The 20,332-nt window shown below is 54.1% G+C and carries 18 protein-coding genes and 2 pseudogenes; 8 read left to right on the forward strand and 12 right to left on the reverse strand.

Translation table 11 applies throughout. The features are described 5' to 3' along the window. Window positions 1-171: 171 nt before the first annotated feature. The 5 genes and pseudogenes from EDD77_RS08215 to EDD77_RS08235 form a co-directional block, all read right to left on the reverse strand. Window positions 172-588 (reverse strand): winged helix-turn-helix domain-containing protein, encoded by a 417-nt coding sequence (locus EDD77_RS08215; protein WP_058964280.1) that lies wholly within the window; start codon window positions 586-588, stop codon window positions 172-174. Then, window positions 585-979, reverse strand: a pseudogene (locus tag EDD77_RS08220) (metal-dependent transcriptional regulator). Before EDD77_RS08220 ends, EDD77_RS08215 begins: the two are co-directional and overlap by 4 nt. Window positions 980-1,024: 45 nt before the next feature. Then, on the reverse strand, window positions 1,025-2,422 hold the full coding sequence (locus EDD77_RS08225; RefSeq protein ID WP_058964281.1) for an ABC transporter ATP-binding protein: 1,398 nt from the start codon (window positions 2,420-2,422) through the stop codon (window positions 1,025-1,027). Further along, window positions 2,419-3,108: an energy-coupling factor transporter transmembrane component T gene (locus EDD77_RS08230; protein WP_058964282.1), complete on the reverse strand. Its 690-nt coding sequence runs from the start codon at window positions 3,106-3,108 to the stop codon at window positions 2,419-2,421. The genes EDD77_RS08225 and EDD77_RS08230 overlap by 4 nt, the downstream gene beginning before the upstream one ends. Then, complete coding sequence (locus tag EDD77_RS08235; protein WP_077138554.1) at window positions 3,105-3,707, reverse strand: MptD family putative ECF transporter S component; 603 nt, start codon at window positions 3,705-3,707, stop codon at window positions 3,105-3,107. The genes EDD77_RS08230 and EDD77_RS08235 overlap by 4 nt, the downstream gene beginning before the upstream one ends. 190 nt (window positions 3,708-3,897) lie before the next feature. On the opposite strand from EDD77_RS08235, the gene EDD77_RS08240 reads away from it, so the two are divergent. From EDD77_RS08240 to EDD77_RS08260, 5 genes are all read left to right on the forward strand, one after another. Beyond that, window positions 3,898-4,872, forward strand: coding sequence for a helix-turn-helix domain-containing protein (locus EDD77_RS08240; RefSeq protein ID WP_058964284.1), 975 nt, complete (start codon window positions 3,898-3,900; stop codon window positions 4,870-4,872). 209 nt (window positions 4,873-5,081) lie between these two features. Continuing rightward, window positions 5,082-5,315: an AbrB/MazE/SpoVT family DNA-binding domain-containing protein gene (locus EDD77_RS08245; protein WP_058964285.1), complete on the forward strand. Its 234-nt coding sequence runs from the start codon at window positions 5,082-5,084 to the stop codon at window positions 5,313-5,315. Continuing rightward, window positions 5,302-5,910 carry an L-2-amino-thiazoline-4-carboxylic acid hydrolase gene (locus EDD77_RS08250; protein ID WP_058964286.1) on the forward strand — a complete coding sequence of 203 codons (609 nt, stop codon included), beginning with the start codon at window positions 5,302-5,304 and terminating at the stop codon, window positions 5,908-5,910. The genes EDD77_RS08245 and EDD77_RS08250 overlap by 14 nt, the downstream gene beginning before the upstream one ends. A gap of 19 nt (window positions 5,911-5,929) precedes the next feature. Then, the gene (locus EDD77_RS08255; protein WP_058964287.1) at window positions 5,930-6,550 is read left to right on the forward strand and encodes a DUF998 domain-containing protein; all 621 of its coding nucleotides are present in this window, start codon (window positions 5,930-5,932) and stop codon (window positions 6,548-6,550) included. A 16-nt stretch (window positions 6,551-6,566) separates the two neighbouring features. Then, window positions 6,567-7,034, forward strand: coding sequence for a hypothetical protein (locus EDD77_RS08260; protein ID WP_058964288.1), 468 nt, complete (start codon window positions 6,567-6,569; stop codon window positions 7,032-7,034). Window positions 7,035-7,209: 175 nt separating this feature from the next. On the opposite strand, the gene EDD77_RS08265 is transcribed toward EDD77_RS08260, so the two are convergent. Further along, window positions 7,210-8,919: an ABC transporter ATP-binding protein gene (locus tag EDD77_RS08265; RefSeq protein WP_058964289.1), complete on the reverse strand. Its 1,710-nt coding sequence runs from the start codon at window positions 8,917-8,919 to the stop codon at window positions 7,210-7,212. Beyond that, a pseudogene (locus tag EDD77_RS08270) lies at window positions 8,912-10,675 on the reverse strand (ABC transporter ATP-binding protein). The gene EDD77_RS08265 and the pseudogene EDD77_RS08270 overlap by 8 nt, the downstream one beginning before the upstream one ends. A 169-nt stretch (window positions 10,676-10,844) precedes the next feature. Here EDD77_RS08270 and EDD77_RS08275 point away from each other — a divergent pair. Beyond that, entirely contained in the window at window positions 10,845-11,852 is a 1,008-nt protein-coding gene (locus tag EDD77_RS08275; protein WP_058964290.1) for a helix-turn-helix domain-containing protein, read from the forward strand. After that, complete coding sequence (locus EDD77_RS08280) at window positions 11,849-12,601, forward strand: alpha/beta fold hydrolase (protein ID WP_058964291.1); 753 nt, start codon at window positions 11,849-11,851, stop codon at window positions 12,599-12,601. Before EDD77_RS08275 ends, EDD77_RS08280 begins: the two co-directional genes overlap by 4 nt. A gap of 53 nt (window positions 12,602-12,654) precedes the next feature. Here EDD77_RS08280 and EDD77_RS08285 read toward each other — a convergent pair whose 3' ends face one another. Genes EDD77_RS08285 through EDD77_RS08295 form a run of 3 tightly spaced genes read right to left on the reverse strand, consistent with a single transcriptional unit; the run spans window position 12,655 to window position 15,505 of the window. After that, complete coding sequence (locus EDD77_RS08285; protein WP_058964292.1) at window positions 12,655-14,175, reverse strand: ABC transporter ATP-binding protein; 1,521 nt, start codon at window positions 14,173-14,175, stop codon at window positions 12,655-12,657. Further along, window positions 14,172-14,897, reverse strand: a complete 726-nt coding sequence (locus tag EDD77_RS08290; RefSeq protein ID WP_058964293.1) for an energy-coupling factor transporter transmembrane component T — start codon at window positions 14,895-14,897, stop codon at window positions 14,172-14,174. Before EDD77_RS08290 ends, EDD77_RS08285 begins: the two co-directional genes overlap by 4 nt. Next, window positions 14,894-15,505, reverse strand: coding sequence for an MptD family putative ECF transporter S component (locus tag EDD77_RS08295; protein ID WP_058964294.1), 612 nt, complete (start codon window positions 15,503-15,505; stop codon window positions 14,894-14,896). The genes EDD77_RS08290 and EDD77_RS08295 overlap by 4 nt, the downstream gene beginning before the upstream one ends. 189 nt (window positions 15,506-15,694) lie before the next feature. Here EDD77_RS08295 and EDD77_RS08300 point away from each other — a divergent pair, with 189 nt between their 5' ends. Next, window positions 15,695-16,660 (forward strand): AraC family transcriptional regulator, encoded by a 966-nt coding sequence (locus EDD77_RS08300; RefSeq protein WP_058964295.1) that lies wholly within the window; start codon window positions 15,695-15,697, stop codon window positions 16,658-16,660. A 74-nt stretch (window positions 16,661-16,734) separates the two neighbouring features. On the opposite strand, the gene EDD77_RS08305 is transcribed toward EDD77_RS08300, so the two are convergent. Then, window positions 16,735-18,480 carry an ABC transporter ATP-binding protein gene (locus EDD77_RS08305; protein WP_058964296.1) on the reverse strand — a complete coding sequence of 582 codons (1,746 nt, stop codon included), beginning with the start codon at window positions 18,478-18,480 and terminating at the stop codon, window positions 16,735-16,737. A 2-nt stretch (window positions 18,481-18,482) separates the two neighbouring features. Further along, complete coding sequence (locus tag EDD77_RS08310; RefSeq protein ID WP_058964297.1) at window positions 18,483-20,240, reverse strand: ABC transporter ATP-binding protein; 1,758 nt, start codon at window positions 20,238-20,240, stop codon at window positions 18,483-18,485. Window positions 20,241-20,332: the final 92 nt, after the last annotated feature.

Here is a 20,332-nt window from a genome sequence, read left to right on the forward strand (position 1 = left end):
GTACAAACCACTCGCTGTATCAATAATAATTTCAAGATCTTCCGCCAAGGGGGAATTGCGCCCATTCGCTGGACTCAGGGGCGGTTCATTGTGAACCACCCAGAAGGTCCCACTCTATCAGAGATTTATGACAGAGAAAAGACATCCATGTGAAAGAAAATGGCGGTAGAATTACGGTTCATCGACATCCAGGCAGTATCCGACTTCCCGCACGGAGCGAATGTAGAACGGGGCATCTGGATTAGCCCGATACAGCTTCTCGCGCAGGTTGCAGATATGAGAACCTATCGTATTGTTTTCATTTCCTGTAGTGAAATCGCCCCAGACCTGTTCGTAAATCTGTGCGTAGGTCAGCACACGGCCTTTGTTGGTGGCCAGCAGCAGGAGAATCCGATATTCTTTTGCGGTAAGCTGAATCTCCTGGCGATCCCGAAAGACCTTTCGTCTGCTTGGAAAGATCTCAAGACCAGGGAGCGACACCATCGGTTCCTCATCAATCTCGAATTTTTCTATCTCAGGGTGGTTTTTGAGGATAGACAGGATCTGCTCCAAAACTTCCGTATCTCTTTCGTGCAGCTCCAGAATCATGGCTCGTCCGATGATATCACCGCTTTCCCACTCAGTTTACGAGTTGCTTTCAGTCGCTCAAAGGTTTCCTTGCTGACTACATGCTCAATCCGGCAGGCATCCCGTTCGGCAGTAACAGGATCGACACCAGCTGCCACAAGTATCTCTGTAAAAAAGAGATGCTTTTCGTAGGTATCCTCGGCAACCTCACGGCCGAGATCAGTCAGGTGCAGGAAGTGATCTCCATCCATGAGTAGGAAGCCGCCCTTTTTAGTGTAGCCACCGCATGGCACACGCTGGGCTTGGACACATCCATGTGCCGAGCCACATCCGCAGACCTCACCATGCCCTTTTTCTTTTGGAGAACAAGGATGGCCTCCAGATAATCTTCACCCGATTTGTGCAAAGGCATAGTCAGTCCCCCTTCTGTTATATAGGCGGCTATTTCCTGGACACTTCATCGCTGCTTGTCATTTGGCAGCCAATCCGCCGTCCAAGCCCCACTCTCCCGCAGGAATTCTCCGTCATGGGTGATAACCACCACACATAGTCCCTGCTCCGCCAACTCCCGGAGGCGTCGGCTCACCTCCAGCATGTGGCCATAGTCAAGTCCGCTGGTAGGCTCATCAAAGATCAGCAGCTCCTTTCCGCTGAGACAGCCATCTGCAACGGCCAGCCTCTGCTTCTGCCCGCCGGATAGAGCCATGGGGTGAGTATCCGCATACTGAGCCAGATCCATTCGGCCCAAGGTTGTCAAAGCCTCCTGCTCTGTGGCCGTATTTCCCAGCCGGATCTCTGCCAGCACGCTGTCTCCAAAAAGCTGGAGGTTCACATCCTGCATGATCAGGAACGCCTTCCGCCTTCTTTCCGTTCGGCTCAGAGGCTTTCCATCCCAAAAAATTGTACCGCTTTGTTCCTTCATCAAACCGCACAGACACCGGGCCAGGGTGGTCTTGCCTGCCCCGTTTTGGCCGGTAATGGCGGTAATTTGTCCCCTGGGCGCATGGAAAGATACGCCCTCCCATACAGCCGCACCGTTATAGGTCGCCCGCAACTCCCGAACCATCAAGCCGTCTGCTCCAGCCGCTGGGCTTGGCTCAGGCGAGGACACCGGTACCTCCGCAATGCTCCGCAGTCCCATGGAGCGGCGTTCCTCCTCGGGCAGAGCGAGGAAATCTTTCCCGTTATATTCCCGTTCCAGCTGCCCGCTCCGCAGATAGAACACCCGATCAGCAAGATCCGCAGCGTACCAAAGGCGGTGCTCTGCCATCAACACGGTCTTTCCGCCCTTTTTCAACTGTTTCAGGATCTCCCGGAGCTGGCGGATACCCTCCCCATCCAGATTGGAGGAAGGCTCGTCCAGTACAAACAGCTCCGGCCCCATGGCCCAGGCGCTGGCGCAGGCAATGCGCTGTTTTTCTCCACCGGACAGAGCAAAAATGCTCCGCTCCAGCAGCGGTCCCACTCCGCAGACTTGGACAGCGGATTCCAGCGCCTGTGCCATTTCATCATGGGACGCTCCACGACTCTCCAGCCCAAAAAGCACCTCGCTGGTGGTGTCCAGATTGAAGAACTGGGACTTGGGGTTCTGAAACACCGAACCCACCGTCCGCGCCAGTTCCCACAGCGGGGTCTGTGCCACATCCTGGCCGCCGACCATAACAGTTCCCGCCAGTGTCCCACCTCCAGTATGCTGGAGCAGGCCATTGACAAGCTTGATGATTGTGGTCTTGCCGCAGCCGCTCTCTCCGGTGAGCAGGATAAGTTCCCCCGGTTTCACAGAAAAGGTGCAGTCCCGAAGGCTTGGCGTCTCCTTGCCCTCATAAGCATAGGTCACATGGTCAAAGATAATCATGGCAGCACCCCCTTGCAGCAGATTCCGCCCACGCAGAGAGCCAAAAACAGTAGTGTGACCACCACATCCTGGATGTGAAATCCGATGGGCCGCCAGGAGGACATCTTTCCTGGGAATTCGATGCCCCGAGCGGTGGCGGACTCGCTGAGTTCTTCTGCTGTCTGGGCTGCCCCCATAAGCATTGGTACATAAATGCACTCCAGTTTCTCCTCAAAGCCACGGATATTTCGAAGATTCATTGCATCCCAGATATGACGCAAATCCTGCCGAAGTGCAGGCAGAAAGCGCAAAGTCACCGCAAGGGTAATAGAAAAACTCCGGGGAGCACCCATCCTCTCCAAAGCAGCCATGAACTGGCTGACGCTGGTGGTGGCAATCAGATAGGCACCGCCGGCAATGCAGGGGAACACCAGAATGAAGTAGGTTACCGTTGCAAAGACCGTAGCCAAAGAGCCGGGCAGCAGCGGTAACAGCCAGTACTGTATCGCCAGGATAGCCAGATATGTCGCCAGCAGCCCTGCCAGCATGGTTCCTTTCCGTTCTACCAGAAAGAGAATCAAATAGGCTACCATGACACTGAGCTGGAAAACCGCAGGGCTCCAGGTGAATACCACCACATTGGCCAACAGCCAGATCAGGATCTTGGTTCGAGGATCAAGAAAAGAAGGGCGAATATTCTTCCTCATTGGGCCAGCCCGGCCTTGACAAAATGCTTACGCATGAGCTTCATACCCAGCAAGGAGCCCAGAACAGAACCTACCAGAATGCTCAGTACAATGACCCCGAACACCGGCCAGGTCAGCAGGCCCTCCATGGTGGCCATATAGCCAGCGTCCATCATCTGGGCGGCATACTCCAAATAACTTTCTTTGGTAAACCAGAGGGGCAGAAAGTCCCCGATAAAGCCCAGATTGAAGCAGAAGAAGCCCAGCATCAGCCAGCCTTTCTTCCGGAACTGTCCAGCTCGCAGGCACAGCTCACACAGAATTCCTCCCACCAGTCCCGTGATGGGGAACATCCAGGTGGCGGCCACCAGCACCAAGCCGGTAATCAGGCTGGTGAGCAGGAAGGGGCCGTTTTTCCGCACCTTGGCCACCATCAGCATGAACACCGGCCCGATCAGAATGGCATCAATAAAGTGGGTAGCAAACCATACATAGGGGCTGACGCCGCCCACCAGCATAAAAAGAAAGCGGATGGCAATGCACACCGCCCCCAGTGCGCCGGCGGTGATGGCGTCTTTGGCAGTCAGTTTGCGTTTTCCCTGTTCCAATGATTGAGACATATTTCATTTCCTCCTGTCGGTAATCGTTAGGTATCGCTAACCACAAGACAGGATAGCATAACTGCTTGTCTGCTACCAACTCCATACAGGTGTTTTGGCTCCAAACAGCACTTAGTTTCTGAGCAATCATTGACGGCTCGTTGCCGGTCCGGTACAATCAAAGCCAGATCAAGTAACGGAGGCACTGCCCATGTCCAATATGTCGCAACTTTTTGATGCCAGCCGTTTCCCAAGCGATGTGAAGGTTCGAGCCAACGGCAAGGCTACGGTGATGACCCGCTGTGGTTCAGAGAACGGAAGCCTGCGACTGTTCTCCCTATGGGATGGTGCGGTTCTTTCTTTCAACCGGATCTATACCCAGGTCTGGCCTCTGGCGCAGAACGAGGCAGCCAACATCCTGCTGCTGAACTTCTGCCGGAAGGGGCGCTGTGAAGTGGCGCTGGAGGATGGACAGTTTGCCTTCCTCTCTCAAGGACACATGGCCGTAGGAACCCAGCAGGCTCAGGAGGAGTATCGCTACCCCAGCGGTCTCTATGAGGGTGTCGAGTTGTTTTTGGATCTGGATATGTTGGCCCATCGTCCTTATCCACTGTTTCAGGAGGGGGAAGTAAGCCCAGAGGGGATCATGGAGCACCTGCATACCTCCCGCCGACTCTATTTGGGACCCACGCCTGCCTGTGTACAGACATTGCTGGATGACCTGTGGCAGCTTCGAGATTCGGAGGAAGTGGGACTGCTGAAACTTCTCTCCGCCCAGCTGCTTTGGAAGGTAGAACGCCAGCCTCTTGAAACCAGTCCCACAGTCCGCTATTTTACCAGCTCCCAAGTGGCCATCGCCAGGGAGACACGGAACATTCTGTGCGCAGACCTGAGCCAGAACTATACAGCGCGGGAACTGGCGGAGCGGTTCCAGGTGGCCGAAACCAGTCTCAAGAATTACTTCCGCGGTGTGTTTGGAGAAAACCTCTCCACATTTTTGCGGGAGGTGAGGATGCGCCGGGCAGCAGAATTGCTGCAGAGCAGTGAATTACGAGTGGCGGAGATCGCAGCACAGGTAGGCTACGAAAATCAGAGCAAATTTGCCGCAGTTTTTGTTCGGCACTTCGGCTGCCCGCCGCTGGAGTATCGCCGCAGGGCACACCTTTCGATTGCTGATGACAATTAACATCCATATACTTTGCCCTTTCTGAGATACCCACAGTTCTAAAACATAAGGAACTGCGAGTATCTCTTATTTTGAAAACGGAAGGCTTGAGTTCCTGTTCCCAAAATCCAGTCACCGCACACTTCCGCCCCTTGACATTTTTCCTTGATAACGCTAAAATACATACAAGTATGCATTTCATATTTGTATGTATCATGGGAGGTATACGCATGGAAACCACAAAGGGACACTATATTTTCGGAACGGTGAAGGTTGGGGAGCGTGGGCAGATCATTATCCCCAAGGAGGCTCGACAGGTCTTTGATATTAAAGCCGGAGACACTTTGATTGTGTTGGGCGACGAGAAATGGGGCATTGCCGTCACAAAGGCAGATGTGCTGGAGAAGCACGCTTATGATGTATTCAAAAAAATCTCGGAGGGACAGACGGATGCAGACCAGTAACACAGCTCTTTTCTTTTTGGAAGACGATTGCATCCGTGCCTTTGGTCAGGAAACAGGCTGTACCTTACTCCAACAGGCAGAGGAACTTTACCAGGATTTGTGCCAGCACGGGAATGACCGGGGCAATCATGTGATCGAGGAGCATATCCAGAGCAGGCTGTTTCCTTTGATGTCATATTACAAAGCGCTTTTGAAACATGGTATTCAAGAAGATCAGGCATTGTTGTTGGTACGAGAAACAGCACACAAAGCTGCCATAGATAAAAAAGCCGAAGTGCAAAAATTAGGTTCACTTCCTTTTGCTTATCTCATTTTCCGGGTGGGCGTCAAACGACACATGAAAAACCACTTTCCTCCAGAGGGATGGCAAACAGAGTGGGTGCGCTGTGACTGCCAAGAGATCCATTTCAATTTGCACCGCTGCCTCTACTGGGATGTTACGAAACAATTTGGGTGCCCGGAGCTGTGCTGTGTATTCTGTGAAAGTGATGACATCTCCTTCTCCGGACTGGCTCCCAAAATAAACTTCCTGCGCAGCGGAACGCTGGGCAGCGGAGCGGACTGCTGTGACTTCCATTTCATCAAGGCGCAATGAGGAATTAGGAAAACTGCCTATGAAACATACCTTTTACTCCCTTCTGCCCCTGTTTTTACTGCTGGATCTGGTTATTCCTTTTCTGCTGGCCCCCACCTATCCGGGCTACCGCCACACCCGGCAGGTCATGAGTGTGCTGGGAAACCGAAGCGCCCCCTTCCACACAGTCTATACTCTATGGCTGCTCTTCCTGGGGACAGCCATTCTGCTGACCTGCGCCCAGCTGTGCCCCCTCCTTTGGGGCCGGTCCGGCGGTCTCAGTCTGGCTCTGGCGGCAATCTTGATCATCTACGCTCTGGGCGGCTGCATTTTGTCAGGATTGTTTCCTGTGTCAGAAACCAAGGCGATGGAGACTTTGTCCGCAAAGATTCACGGTTTCGGGTCGGTGTTGGGTTTTCTGGCGCTGACCTTCGCTCCGCTGGTCGTTGCACTGTTTTATTTCAAGGGCAGGCAGACCAGCCTTGCTCTGTGTGCGCTGACGTGCTTTATCCTGGCGTTGGTTTTCTTTGTGCTGTTCGTTATGGCAGACAAGCCCCGGTTTGCCCACACCGTGATCGCATGGGAGGGGCTGTGGCAGCGGCTGACCCTGCTGTTTATGTATCTTCCTCTGGCACTGCTCTGTGCCAGAGGTGCACAATAAGAAAGGAGTGGTTCCGATGCCGCAGATGAACAAAGGCGGAAAGTTTGTTTTTGGGAAATCCAACATTCAAGAATCCGGCAAAGTTCAGTTTCCCATCCAGGCTATGGCGGAATACCAGATCACCGCCGAAGGCAAGGTCTATCTCTTTACCGGAAGCAAGGTGACCGGTGGATTCTGCGTGACCAGAAAAGGGCTGCTCCTGCCATCCAAGCTGGGCCATATTCTGGCCGCTCTGCCCGAGCTGCGGGACTATACCGCCGAAGAAGGTGCATTTCTTCCTTATAAGGGCCGCTCCTACTGCTGGCTCTCTGTGACAGCAGACGGGCTGATCCGTCTGACGAAGCCAATGATGGATTTTCTTCGCATTACCCCAGGGATGCGGCTCTTATCCATCCGCAGCAGCGACATTGCCTTCACCATGGGCGCCAGAGGGCCGCTTCTGGAAAAGGCGGATCGCTATAATGGCGTGATTCCAGAATTCTGAATTATGACAAAAAGCGGTCGTTGACAAGGATATTCTGTCAGCGGCCGCTTCTCTGTCTGCAGCCATGAACATTCTGGCAAGGAAATCAACTGGGTAGCAATTTGCACTCCGGTTGATTTCTTTATTGGGATAGAAGGAGAAAGAATCGTTGGCAGTGCCGGGGAAGCATCTCCACTTAATTGGACAGTCTTTGCTCAGCTGCCCACATAGCGGCATATTTTCCGCCTCTGGCCAGGAGCTCCTCATGAGTGCCGGACTCTGCAATGTTCCCGTCTGCTACCACCATAATCTGATCCGCATTTCGGACGATAGACAGGGTATGCGCGATCATGATTACTGTCTTCCGCTCTGACAAAAGCCCCAGGATTGCCCGCTTGACCGCCAGCTCGTTTTCAATGTCCAGTGAGGCAGTTGCCTCATCCAGCAGCAAGATGGGGCTGTTTTTCAAAATAGCCCGGGCGATGGACAGACGCTGACGCTCCCCGCCGGAGAGAAAGTTTCCGTTTTCCCCAATAGGGGTGTCATAGCCATGCTCCAGCTTCTGTATAAAGCCGTCACATCCAGCCGCACGGCAGGCGGCCTCCACCTCACGGTCTGTGGCCGAGGGGCGGGCATGGCGGATATTCTCCCGAACTGTATCGTCAAAGAGGAACACCTGCTGATCCACCATGGAGATCTGCTCCAGCACCCGTTCTGCCGCCACGGTCTCAATGGACTGCCCTCCGATGGAGATCTCGCCGCTCTGCGGTTCGTAGTATTTGGCGATCAGATTGAGAATGGTGGATTTGCCGGAACCGGAGTCTCCTACAATGGCGGTGAGCTTTCCTGCCGGCGCCGTAAAGGACAGCTCCTTCAGCACCGGCTCTCCCGGCACATAGGAGAAGGAGACCGAGCGGAAGGTGATGTTCTGCTCAGCAGGATGGAAGGGCGCCATGGAACCTCTCTCCTCCGGTTCCGCCATCACCTGGAGGATGTTGTTCTTGGAGACCATCAGGTGCTTCCATTCAAAGAGATCGATGGAAATGGCAGTGGTAAGCTTGGTCAGCAGAATGGGCAGCATGGAGACCATGAGATAATCCACATTGTTCAGCGTACCGGCTGCCCAGGGACCGGCTGCCAGCGCCATGATGGCCGGCACACTGCACCAGCTGAGAATATTATACCCGAAGCCAATAGGGATGCCCTTTGCCTCGTACAGATAACACACCCGGCTGAACCTCCGCATCGCCTCGGTAGTGGCCTGATTCTGGACTCCACCCATATGATAGGCACGGAAGGTCTGGATGCCGTCGATGTACTCCACGATGCTGCTGACCGTCTCGGCACTGACCTCATGCTTGGCCACGCCGTATTTGGCAACAACACGGAAGGACAGCCACAGATTGGGGATCAGCCCCGCTACCACCAAGAAAAGAATCAGCCCCGCGGGCAGATACACCTTGCATACAAAGCCTACCAGCATGGCGGCCAGCACAGCGTTTTTGGTGATGTTGCCGCTGGAGTGGGTCAGGATCTTCTCGTAGCTACCCACATCGCTGGTCATGGTATTCACATACTCTCCCACCTGTCCCTGGGTGAAGCGGGAAAGAGGGATCTGTTTGAGTTTGTCACCCAGCCGAAGCCGCAGACCTTTGGAAACAGCAGCTCCGCCCAGCTGAACCTGCGTGTAACCGGCGGCGTAAATGACCAGTCGAATCAGGAAGATGCCCGCAAGAAACGCAGTCAGCAGCCCGAGCCGCTGTGCGCTCAGGCTGCCCTCAGACAACCCGGACAGAACCATATAAATGGACAAGTAGCTGCACCCGGACAGCAGCCCTTCCACTACCGTGAGGATCACACCGGAATAGAAGGCCCGATTTTTACGGAACACATTTGCCTCACGCATGCTGCACACCCCCTTCCACGGAATAGGCAATGGCACGGGCAGCCCGGTAATCCGCCCAAGCCCTGCGGTAGTATTCATTTTTCTCCAGCACCTCTTCATGGGTACCACAGCAGGTAATGGTGTTGTTCTCCACTACTGCCACCTTGTCGCACAGCTTGATGGCACCCAGCCGGTGGGCCACGATCACAACTGTCTTGCCCCGGCACAGGTTTTCAATGGCCCGGTCGATCTCCACCTGGTTTTCCGGATCAGCCGCTGAGGTGGCTTCATCCAGGATCAGAATGGGGGCGTTTTTCAAAATGGCCCGGGCGATGGCAATCCGCTGCCGCTCCCCACCGGAGAAACGGGAGCCGAAAGTACCCACCTTGGTTTCATAGCCCTGGGGCAGCGATTGGATGAAATCATCGATCTGCGCCAGCCTGGCAGCCTCGCGCACCTGCTCCAGTGTTGCTCCCGAGTTCATGCGGATGTTTTCCAGCACGCTGCCCCGGGTCAGAAAGGTCTTTTGGAACACCAGGGAGATATGGTCCAGCAGGTCTTCGTAGTCCAACTCCCGCACATCTCTGCCGCCGATGCGGACCGTTCCCTAGGTCGCATCGTAAGAGCGGGCCATCAGCTGGATCACGGTGCTTTTGCCTGCACCGGACACCCCCACCAGCGCAACCTTTTCCCCCTGCGCCACAGTGAGGGAGCAATCCCTGAGCACATCGGTCTTTCCATCGTAGGAAAAGGAGACATGATCCAAAGTAATGCCACAGGTCTCCGGAAAGGCCGCACCGCCGGAAAAGGTGGGAAGATCCAGGATCTCCTCCACCTTTTTCACGCCGGAAAGCGCCTGAGCAAAGGTGGTGGCCAGTTTTTGCAGGGGCAGGATCTCGGTGAGATACATCCCGCCTACATAGGCAAAAAGCAGAAATACGCTGCCGGTAACGCTTCCCCGGAGGAAAAGCAGGCCGCCTACTGGAACCATCAGCACCATTCCGCACTCCACCAGCAGCAGAAAGGCGGCATAGGGCGGAGCCGTCTTGTGTGTGACCAAGTTCCAGATCCGGTTCTCCTCCTCAATGGCATGGGAAAACTTCTGGAAGGAGCGGCTACCCATGTTATACGCTTTGATCAGCCGCATACCAGAGATGTACTCAATCATCACGGAATTAAAGCCTACCAGGGAGCGGTTGACATCGGACAAGACCCCCTTCATTCTTTGGAAGATGACCGCCATCACAATGCCGGCCAGGGGCAGCGGGATCAGGGAGACCAGGGCCAGAGGGGCATTGACGGAGAGCAGATACAGGAAAATCACAACCGGTCCTGTGAGATAGGCCACAAATTCCGGCAGGTTGTGGGCCAGAAACAGTTCCAACTTCTCGATGTCCTCATTGAGAACGGTCTTGACCGCTCCTGTGCTCCGCTCGTCCAAGGCTCCAAGAGACACTTTGGCAAGATGCTCCGTTACCATGCACCGCACTCGAAACAGCGCCCCATAGGCTCCCTTGTGAGACAGCACACCCGAAGTACCCAGCAGCACCAGCCTCCCCACGGTGCCCGCCGTGACCAGCAAAGCGCAGTCGGCGATAACTGCTTTGGTACAGGCGCCGGAGAGCACCGCATCCATCAGCCGGTAAATGCCGATATACGATGTGATGACCAGAATACCGCTGCCAAAGGCACACAAAACGGACAGGATCAGCCATTTCCGTTCCGGCCCGGCCCACTGCAGCAGCCGCATCACCGGTGATGGCCGTTTTTCTTTCATCGTCTGTTCCTCCTTCCCCCGGCTTGACGAGAGCGCCGGGAAGTGATATTTTAGTTAGCAGATACTAACCAACATCCATCCTACCGGCAAAACAGCGGTATCGCAAGGCTTTGGGCGCGGTTCCGGCTGATTGGGGTGGAGATGTGGCTGATCGAGGTGGTGACAGATTATGGCGGCAAATAAAGACTTGGAGCAACAATATGGCCAGGCGATGGAGGAACACGGGTTTCTTCCAGATCCGGAGAACCGGCGTTACGGCTCCATGGGGCTGTGCTGGCGGCACACCTCCCAGCAGGGCGGCGGTTTTTTCTGGACCTACGGGCAGCAGAATCTCTATACCATCAAGATCCATGATTTCTTTTTCCATGAGGATCAGCTGCTGGAGTTCCATTGGCCGGAGAGTCTCAGTGTCACCTGGTATGAATCCATTTCCGGGGAGGAGTTCTCCCCCTGTCGCCGTCTTGTTCCAGGCTGTGTCAAAAGTTTTATCGGCGGTCGGGAACCATACCGGGCGCTCATCCACAGGCATATCCCCATCGTTTCCATTGGCGTGGAGATCACCCCGGCTTACTATCGGGATTATCTGCGCCGCCAGTTTCCCGAGGAGTATCAAAGCCTGCTGGAGTCCTTTCAAACGCTGGATCAGACAGAGCACTTCCCGGAAATGGTGCAGCTCTTGAAACAGGTGCGTGACTACCGAGGTGAGGGTCTTCCTGCCCGTCTGTTCTACGATGGAAAGGTGGCGGAAGCAGTGGCGCTGGTGGTGGAGCGGCACCTGAAGCGCAAGAACCGCCGTTCTGTCAGCGGGGAGGACGCGGTACGGCTGGCCGATGTGGCAGCCTTCATCACGGCCCACTGTGCGGATGAACTGCCGCTGGAACGTCTCAGCCGTATTGGCTGCATGAGTATTTCCAAGCTGAAGGATGCCTTCCATGTCCGGTATGGCTGCACGATTACCCAGTACATTCAGGGGCAGCGCACGGAGCAGGCTGGGCGGCTGCTGCGGGAAACCGACCTGCCGGTGAGCCAGGTGGCGGCCATTGTTGGGTATCAGAATCCCAGCCGTTTCGCGGAGATCTTCCGGCGAAACACCGGACGCTCCCCGGCGGAATACCGCAGAGCATGCTGGAGTTCCTTCACGGAGGTAAACGATATGGAAAGGAAAGATTCTTTATGAAAATACAGTATTTTGGAGATCCATCTAATCCCAAAATCGTTGTTCTGCACCCCATGCTTCTGGACGGGAAAAGTATGCTGCCTCTGCTGGGCGAACTGCGGAACAGTCATTGTGTGATCGCGCCGGATCTGACAGGCCATGGAACAGATACTGGGATCTTTCAAAGCGCCCAACAAGAGGCAGCAACGCTGGCCGGCTGGCTGACAACGCAGGGATGGATTGATCTGAAGTTAGTGTTTGGTGCATCCATCGGTGCCGTGGTGGCGATGCAGTTGATTGCCATGCCCACATTCAAAGTTCACACCGCAGTCTTAGAGGGATGCCCCCTCCATTCCAATGCTGCTTTTCTACGGATGATGGCGACCCGTATGTTTCTGTCAAAACATCGGAAAGCACAGCAACATCCCGGTTTGTCTGCACAGCGGATGACAAAAATCTATGGGGAGACGCTCGGCCTTATCATGGGGCACACCTTTGAACAAATTCGTCCGGAAACTTTGCAAGCCATCGCTGCCGCCTGTTCGGACTGCACCTTTCCCAACTATCCAAAGGAGTTGGAAGCTCACCTGTTTTTTGAGTATGGCAGTGAGGACATCAGCGCCAAGACCGCGCGCAGGGTTGTCTCAAAGCACTATCCGTCTGCTTCCTTTACAGTCCGGGAAGGCTATGTTCACTGCCAATATCCCGCCGTTCTGGGAGAGCAGTATTCCAAGGTATTGGAGGAATACCTCGCCAGGGGACTTCAATAATAGAACCCAAGAGGCCGCATGGGGAACATTCCACCATGCGGCTTTTTCAATCGTCAGCAATCGGCAGAACAGAATCGGCTTTTCCTGTGTTCTGTCCGTCCCGGCCTGCTTTCTGAAATGGAGAACAATTCTCTCAATGTAGGGAGAGTGTCCATGGTAACAGGCACATCGTCAGGCATTTCTCCTTCATCAAAGTGGAGGATGCGGGAACAGGTACGACTGACAAATTCAAAATCATGTGTGACAATAAAGATGACTTTTCCCATATCAGACAGCCGCCGGATCAGACCCGCAACCTGTGTCATGCTGTCAAAATCCAGCCCGCTGGTCGGTTCGTCAAACACCAGCAGGTCTTTCCCACAAATCATGCTGACCGCTACCGCCACCCGCTGCTTTTGACCTCCGGACAGGGTATTGGGGTGGCGGTCTCTGAATGGGGCCAGGGCCAACTCTTCCAGTGTTGCGTCAACGAGCGTCTGTTTCGGATTGCGGATACCGAATGTACATTCTGACTCCACACTATCCGCAAAAAGCTCGTAGTTCACATCCTGCATGACCATATAGGAATGCCGCAGGCGATCTTTGTGAGCCATGGACAGACCGTTCCAAAAGAATTGACCATCACAGGCCTTATGAAGCCCGCACAAAGCACGGGAAAAGGTCGTTTTTCCGGCCCCATTGTGGCCAACGACGCCAATTACCTCTCCCTTTACTGCTGTAAGGCTGATGTCGTGCAAAATGGTTCTCTTCTTATAGTGAAGGGCTACATTGTTAAGTTCCAAGATAGGATCTGAAACAGGCGCAAGGGAATGATCCCGCGGTGGGAGAACACGATGCAAATCAATCGCTCGAAGGCCCATTTGTTCTCGGGTATCCTCCGACAGCTGCCGAAATGCTTCCGGCGTAAAGACCTGTGTGATTTTCCCATGTTCCAAATACACAATCCGGTCCACCAGATCCATCAAATAGTACAACCTATGTTCTGCAATCAATATGGTTTTCCCCTGCGATTTGATCAGCCTGAGATGTTCTCCCAATTCTTGAATGGAACGCATATCCAAATTGGAGGACGGTTCATCCAAAAGATATATTTGAGGATTCATCGCATAGACCGAAGCAAACGCTATCTTTTGCTTTTCTCCACCGGATAACTCGAAGATGTTGCGATTACGGAGGTTTTCAATGTGCAGTTCTGCCGATGTACGATCCACGCGTTCTCTCAGCTGGCAAACTGGAAGTGCTTGATTCTCAATACCAAAAGCGATCTCGCTGTCTGTATCCACATTGAAAAACTGTGTCCTTGGGTTTTGAAACACCGATCCAACCTTTGCGGCAATCTGGTGCATGGGAAGATCACTGACTTCCTGACCATCCACCAGTACGCTGCCCGCCAGTTCTCCTGCGTAGAATTGCGGGATCAAACCGTTTACAAGCCTCGTGATGGTGGTCTTCCCGCAGCCGCTCCGGCCACAGAACAGCACACATTCTCCGTCCTCTATGGTCAGGTTGATGTCTTGCAGCCCGTCTCCTTTTTGTCCTTGATAAGTAAATGACACATGCTTTAACTCAATCATCCCAGCACCCCCTTTCCATAAAGCCCGACAACCAACGCGCCTGCAAAGCAAAAGACTGCCGCAATGTCCATCAACCCAATATGGATCTGCACCAGACAAGTTCGAGGCTTTGGGTTTTCAATGCCGCGGGTGATGGAAGCGATGGACAGTTCATCCGCCGCTTTGGATGCCGCCATCATCAATGGAACATAGATACACTCCACCGTTATTCCGGGATGTGTCAGGAGCCCCTTAAGCGAAGGTGAGACGTCCCGCATCCGCATCGCATCCTTGATAAACCGCCAATCCTCCTGAATGGTAGGGATATAACGCAGCATGACCGCCAAGGGGATTACCAGCTTTTGGGGTGCATGGATGCGATTCATCGCCGAGAGGAATTCGCTGACCTTTGTAGTGGAGATAACAATGCCGGACAGCATCCCGCAGGGGTAGACCTTATGGAACAACCCTAAAAAAGCGATAAACATGGTGCGCCAAGTTCCGGTCATGGTATCCATAATCCAGAAGGTGAGCAGAACGATCAGCGCATAGAACAGCACTCCCTTCCAGGCATACCTCCACTTTCCAAAACAAATGCCGAGCAGTCCAATCAGCACCACAAGACCCAGTTCGTAGAATAAGGATGGAGCCATCATGGCAGAAAGGATACACAGCACGAGCAGTAATATCTTCGTTCTGGGGTCCAGCCACAGTCTGCGCCTGAATAACGCTCCGCCAATCATGCGGTGATCCCAGCCTTTTCAAACTGCTTTTTCAGCAGCTTTCCACCAATCCAACCACTAAACGCAGCAATCGCCAGCGTTCCGATAATGATGACAGCCAACAGCCAGGAAGGCGCAGATGCGCTCATTGTGTCAATATAGGACTGTTCCGTGCCGTTTTCCAGCATTGTACTGGCCCAGCCTTGCGGATCAATAAAAAACACCACATAGGTGTAAACGCCGCCCAACGACATCAGCATATAGGACAGCAGATTGACCACCTTGTTGCGGTAATGTCCCGCACCAGCTACCAGATCGGCAATAATTCCCATTCCAATATAGCCTAAAGAAAAAGCCCAGTGCATTCCGGTAACGAACCAGATGATCCCCATAATGATGCCAAGAATGGTGACACTCCACCGCTTCTGAACCTTGGCGATCATCAGAAGATATACAGGGCCGCACAGCAATGCTGCACCCATTGGCATATAGAACGTCAAAACTGGGTTTGGTGCAAAGAAAATACCGCCGATTAGGGTAAACACCAAGAAAATTGCGCTGAAAATGCCGGTTGTCACAAGATCTTTGATAGTGAGACTCTTTTTTGCGGGATTGATTTGGTTGCTCATGTTGATCCTCCTATTTTGCAATGCGTTGACTTTATGGGATAGGTATGCTATCCTTTGGTTAGAGTTGGCTAACCGTTATATATAATTACACCATGCACAATCTGCTTTCAATCATTTGGAGTGAGGTTCGTCTTATCATTTCAAAAATTCGTCTAATCATTGCAAAACAAGGGAGGCGTATCTATTGTAATGACCGGTATCATCGAGCAATACTATGCGCCATTACTGAAAAAGCACGGTTTTGTGCCGGCACCAGATAATAATCAATATGGTTCTCTGGGGCTTTGCTGGAAGCTATCTCCGGAAGTTGGCGAAGGTTCCTATTGGACCTACGGACAAAGGGATCTATTCGACATCAAGATACACAACTTCTCTTTCAATAAGGATTTTATGCTGGAATTTGATCTCCCGGAATGTCTCAGTATTACCCGTTACGATTCCATCTCCGGTGAAGAGTTGTCTCCGTATCGCCGGTTGTCAGCCGGATGTATCAAGACCTATGTGGGCGGATACAAGCCATATCAAGTAATCGTCCACAAAAATATACCGGTTCGATCCATAGGCATCGAGATCACCCCCGCATATTATGAGGATTATTTGAAAAAACAGTATCCGGAAGAATATCGGAATCCCATCGAGGCTTTTCGGAAAATCGACCAAACAACAGATTTCCCGGAAATGTACCGGCTTCTATCAGAACTACAGAGCTACCGTGGAACCGGAATTGCAGCTAAACTCTATTATGAGAGCAAGGTAGCCGAGGCGCTCTCTCTGGTGGTTGAATATCAAAAAAAGCGTTCAGTTTCAGATCACAAACTGGTTTCTCAGGATTTGGAACGGATTCAAACCGTAGCGGCCTATCTGAGTGATCATTACGCTGGTGAAGTGCCCATAGAACGCCTGGCACAAATTGCCTGCATGGGTACGACAAAGCTCAAAAGCAGTTTCAAGAAAGTCTATGGCTGCACGATCACAGAGTATATGCAGCAGCGCCGCATGAGTCAGGCGGAATATCTGCTGGCTCATACCGATCTGCAAATTGGTCAGATTGCTCAGACGATAGGATATTCTACATCCAGCCGGTTTGCGGAACTGTTTCGAAGAAGCACCGGCCTGCTCCCGCTGGAGTACAGGAAAATGGCAAAGCGAAAGTGATACAAAGCCAAAATCCAAAGAATCATTCCAAAACAGTACGAGGGGAGGCAGATATACCTCCCCTCGTACTTATTTTATATCCGCCAGCCCTCAGCCCGCTGTCGGATCTCGATAAAGTTCCGGTAAGTTCCCTCCTGGCTCATCAGCTCCTGATGGGTACCCTGCTGAGCAATGCGCCCATCCTCCACCACTAAAATCCGATCAGCATTCTGGATCGTAGCCAGACGGTGGGCGATGGTGATGATAGTCTTTCCCCGCACCAGAGCAGAGAGCGCCTCCTGGATCTCATGCTCATTCTCCGGGTCCACGCTGGCGGTGGCCTCATCGAGAATGATGATGGGGGCATCCTTCAGCAGGCACCGGGCAATGGAAATCCGCTGCTTTTCTCCGCCGGAAAGGTTGGAACCGCCCTCTCCCACTATGGTGTCATACCCTTGGGGCAGCGCCATGATAAAGTCATGGCAACGGGCCGCTTTAGCTGCGGCGATCACATCCTCCTCGGCAGCATCCGGACGGCCAAAACGGATGTTATTGCGGATGGTGTCGTGGAACAGATACACATTCTGAAATACCATAGCAATGTTGCGCAAAAGGCTGTCGCAGGTCATCTTCCGGATGTCATGGCCTCCTACGGTGATGCGTCCCTGATCCGCATCATAAAACCGGGCCAGCAGTGCGCAGAGGGTGCTCTTCCCGCTGCCGGACGGCCCTACAATGGCGGTGGCGCTGTTTTGCGGCAGTTGGAAGGAAACATCGTGGATCACCTCCCGTGTCTCGTAACCGAAGGAGACATGGTCGAAGCAGATGTCGTAACGCTCCAGAGAGATGTCTTTCCCATCCTGATCCGGCAGCTCCGTTCTCTCCAGCTCTTCCAGACGGTCCAGCACCGAGTCGGTGACAGAAAGGATATGGGCAGCGTCGTTGATGGACTCCACACTGCCGAAGATCGTGAAGGAGAACATGGCAGCCATCAGGAGCACCGGCAGCTCCAAGGTTCCGTTCATAGTCTGCCAGCCGGCGGTAAGCACCAGGCCAACAGCTGCGGCCTTCAGAGAAAACAGGTGCAGGCAGTTCCAGGGCACAAAGCCAAACTCGTTTTTGATACGGATGTCCTTATTGGCCCGGCATGCCTCAAAAAAACGCTGGGAGGAAACCCCCTCCTGGCCAAAGGATTTGACCACCGAAAGGCCATGGATGTACTCAATGGCCGCCCCGGACAATGCCTCTTGGGCCCGATGTCCCACCGGAGCGGTGCGGGCACTCTGCCGCCCGATGCCGCGGAGGGCAAAGGCGGACAGCAGCACGCCCACCACTGCCACCAGCGCCGCCTCCGAGCAGAAGAACGCCATGCACAAAACGATGACCAGTACCTGCAGATAGCCGTTGATGACCGCATCTACCATCTTCATGCTTTGCAGCTCCAGGGTACTCAGTTCCGTAGTCAGAGCAGCCAGAATGTCGCCCAGGTTATTCTTGGAGAAATACCCCAAGGAAACCCGTTTGAGCAGGTCACCCAGTTCCAGTCGCTGCTGCGCCGCTCGCTCTGTTCCGATACTCTCCTGGAGCCGGTTTTTCCAGTAAGCACACACGAAGCGCAGAACGATCAGCAGGATGATCCCGCCCAGGCACAGCCAGGGGAGCTTGGCGTCCAGCGCCGTCCCCTCCTGGGCACTCTCGATGACCAGCCCAAGGGCCCAGGCCGCCAGCATCACCGGCCCGGCGGCGGCCCAGGTGGCAAGAAACGAACAGAGGCTTCCGAGATACAGCCGTCTGTGGTACCCCTTTGTCCAACGCAAAATCCGATTCATACTCCGAAACATCGTCAAGCCTCCTTTCCAACCGCCCAGTTCTGGGCACCCACATGGGCCTGCCATAGCTTTTGATATAGCGGGCATCGGCTGAGCAGCTCCGGCTGTGTGCCTTTGTCCACAATACGGCCCTTCTCCAGCACCACGATCTGGTCGGCGTTCTGAATCGTGCTCAGCCGGTGGGCAATAACCAGCAGCGTTTTCCCCCGGGAGAGCGCCATCAGGGAACGCTGGATCTTGTCCTCATTCTCTGGATCGGTAAAGGCGGTGGCCTCGTCCAAAATTACAATGGGGGCATCCTTCAGAATCGCGCGGGCGATGGCGATCCGCTGCCGCTCCCCACCGGAGAGCTGCTTGCCCGCTTCACCCGCTGGGGTATCCCATCCATGCTCCAGCCGTCCTAAAAACTCCTCACACTGAGCGGCCCGGGCAGCCGCCCAAACTTCCTCCTCCGTGGCGTCCGGCTTTCCCAATCGAATGTTTTCTTTCAGAGAGCAGTCAAAGAGGAAATTGTCCTGTGTCACGAAACTGACCTGATCCGCCAGCTGCTTCAGTGTGAGATTCCGAATATCCACACCGCCTATGGCAATGCAGCCATCCGTCACATCCCAGAACCGAGCGATAAGCCGGGCTGCCGTAGATTTGCCTCCACCTGAGGGACCCACCAGAGCGGTGAAGGTTCCAGCGGGAAGTTCCAGATCAATGTGACGCAGCACAGTGTCCTCTTCTTTCCCGCTATACGAGAAGGACACATCCCGCAAAGTGATACCGCTGCCGGAGAGGCGGGCGGGCTCGGACGCCTCTGGCAGTTCCTCCAGATCCAGCAGATGCCGAGTGTCCCGGACGGCAAATTCCATGCTCTTCATGGAATTGAGAAAGGCTGCAGCCTGCACCAGCGGGGACACGATACCCAGCACCAGCATCAAGCACAGAGCCAGCCGGGCCGGGTTCAAGACGCCGGTCTGATACAAGGCGATCCCAACCGGCAGAGTGGCCAGTAGCGTGGTAGGCAGGATGGACAGGCACAGGTTCATGGACTTCCAGGTGCAGCGGAACCAATCCAGCGTGAAGTCACGGAAGCTGGTCACCGCCCGGACGAATTTCTCATAGGAGGCGCCGCTTTGGTTAAAAGCCTTTACCACCTCTATGCCCTCCACATACTCCACGATGATGCTGTTGACCTGGGCATTGGCCGCCATGTAGGCGGCATACTTTTCGTTGTAGGTCCGCAGGCCCGCCGCCATGGGGATCAGCGCGGCCGGAATCGTGGCAAGGGAGGCAAGGCCCATTCGCCAGTCCATGGCAAAGAGGGCAATCACCACCACGATGGGCAGCAGCACATTGGAGCTCAGTTCTGGGATCATGTGGGCCAGCGGCGGCTCAATGTCCTCGATCCGATCCACGATGGTGCTTTTGAGGGAACCGACGGGCTTCGACAGCACACTCCCCAAGGGGGCGTGCATCAGCTTATGGGCCACTTGACGGCGCAGGCCCTCCAAAATGGTGTAGGCAGACACATGAGCCAGCATAGTAGAAAAGGCGTAAAAAGCCACCTTGACCGTATATCCCGCCAGACACACTCCAGCCCATCGGAGAAGCTCCGTTCCGGAGGCCGACTGATGGATAAACAGGCGAAGGATCTCATAGACCCCCAGATACGGCACAAAGCCCCCCACCACGCTGATAATTGCGCATATAACAGACAAGACCAGCTTTCCCCGGCAGGGACCGGCAAAGGAGAGCAGGATGGCCAGCCAGCTGCGTTGTTTCACAAAACCACTCCTCTCAAAAAAAATTGGCATGGTGAGATGTCTCTCACCATGCCCTATTGTATCGGTTCTTGCCCATGCTTGCCGCTCCGCCC

The organism is Allofournierella massiliensis (assembly GCF_004345265.1).
Taxonomy (GTDB): Bacteria; Bacillota; Clostridia; order Oscillospirales; family Ruminococcaceae; genus Allofournierella; species Allofournierella massiliensis.

Excerpts from the sequence above, each read along its gene's own strand:
- EDD77_RS08245 (WP_058964285.1), top strand. The coding sequence starts at position 5,082 with ATGGAAACCACAAAGGGACACTATATTTTCGGAACGGTGAAGGTTGGG.
- EDD77_RS08290 (WP_058964293.1), bottom strand. The coding sequence starts at position 14,897 with ATGATTGGCGGAGCGTTATTCAGGCGCAGACTGTGGCTGGACCCCAGA.
- EDD77_RS08300 (WP_058964295.1), top strand. The coding sequence starts at position 15,695 with ATGACCGGTATCATCGAGCAATACTATGCGCCATTACTGAAAAAGCAC.
- EDD77_RS08295 (WP_058964294.1), bottom strand. The coding sequence starts at position 15,505 with ATGAGCAACCAAATCAATCCCGCAAAAAAGAGTCTCACTATCAAAGAT.
- EDD77_RS08265 (WP_058964289.1), bottom strand. The coding sequence starts at position 8,919 with ATGCGTGAGGCAAATGTGTTCCGTAAAAATCGGGCCTTCTATTCCGGT.
- EDD77_RS08255 (WP_058964287.1), top strand. The coding sequence starts at position 5,930 with ATGAAACATACCTTTTACTCCCTTCTGCCCCTGTTTTTACTGCTGGAT.
- EDD77_RS08280 (WP_058964291.1), top strand. The coding sequence starts at position 11,849 with ATGAAAATACAGTATTTTGGAGATCCATCTAATCCCAAAATCGTTGTT.
- EDD77_RS08235 (WP_077138554.1), bottom strand. The coding sequence starts at position 3,707 with ATGTCTCAATCATTGGAACAGGGAAAACGCAAACTGACTGCCAAAGAC.
- EDD77_RS08250 (WP_058964286.1), top strand. The coding sequence starts at position 5,302 with ATGCAGACCAGTAACACAGCTCTTTTCTTTTTGGAAGACGATTGCATC.
- EDD77_RS08225 (WP_058964281.1), bottom strand. The coding sequence starts at position 2,422 with ATGATTATCTTTGACCATGTGACCTATGCTTATGAGGGCAAGGAGACG.
- EDD77_RS08215 (WP_058964280.1), bottom strand. The coding sequence starts at position 588 with ATGATTCTGGAGCTGCACGAAAGAGATACGGAAGTTTTGGAGCAGATC.
- EDD77_RS08305 (WP_058964296.1), bottom strand. The coding sequence starts at position 18,480 with ATGTTTCGGAGTATGAATCGGATTTTGCGTTGGACAAAGGGGTACCAC.
- EDD77_RS08285 (WP_058964292.1), bottom strand. The coding sequence starts at position 14,175 with ATGATTGAGTTAAAGCATGTGTCATTTACTTATCAAGGACAAAAAGGA.
- EDD77_RS08275 (WP_058964290.1), top strand. The coding sequence starts at position 10,845 with ATGGCGGCAAATAAAGACTTGGAGCAACAATATGGCCAGGCGATGGAG.
- EDD77_RS08230 (WP_058964282.1), bottom strand. The coding sequence starts at position 3,108 with ATGAGGAAGAATATTCGCCCTTCTTTTCTTGATCCTCGAACCAAGATC.
- EDD77_RS08260 (WP_058964288.1), top strand. The coding sequence starts at position 6,567 with ATGCCGCAGATGAACAAAGGCGGAAAGTTTGTTTTTGGGAAATCCAAC.
- EDD77_RS08240 (WP_058964284.1), top strand. The coding sequence starts at position 3,898 with ATGTCCAATATGTCGCAACTTTTTGATGCCAGCCGTTTCCCAAGCGAT.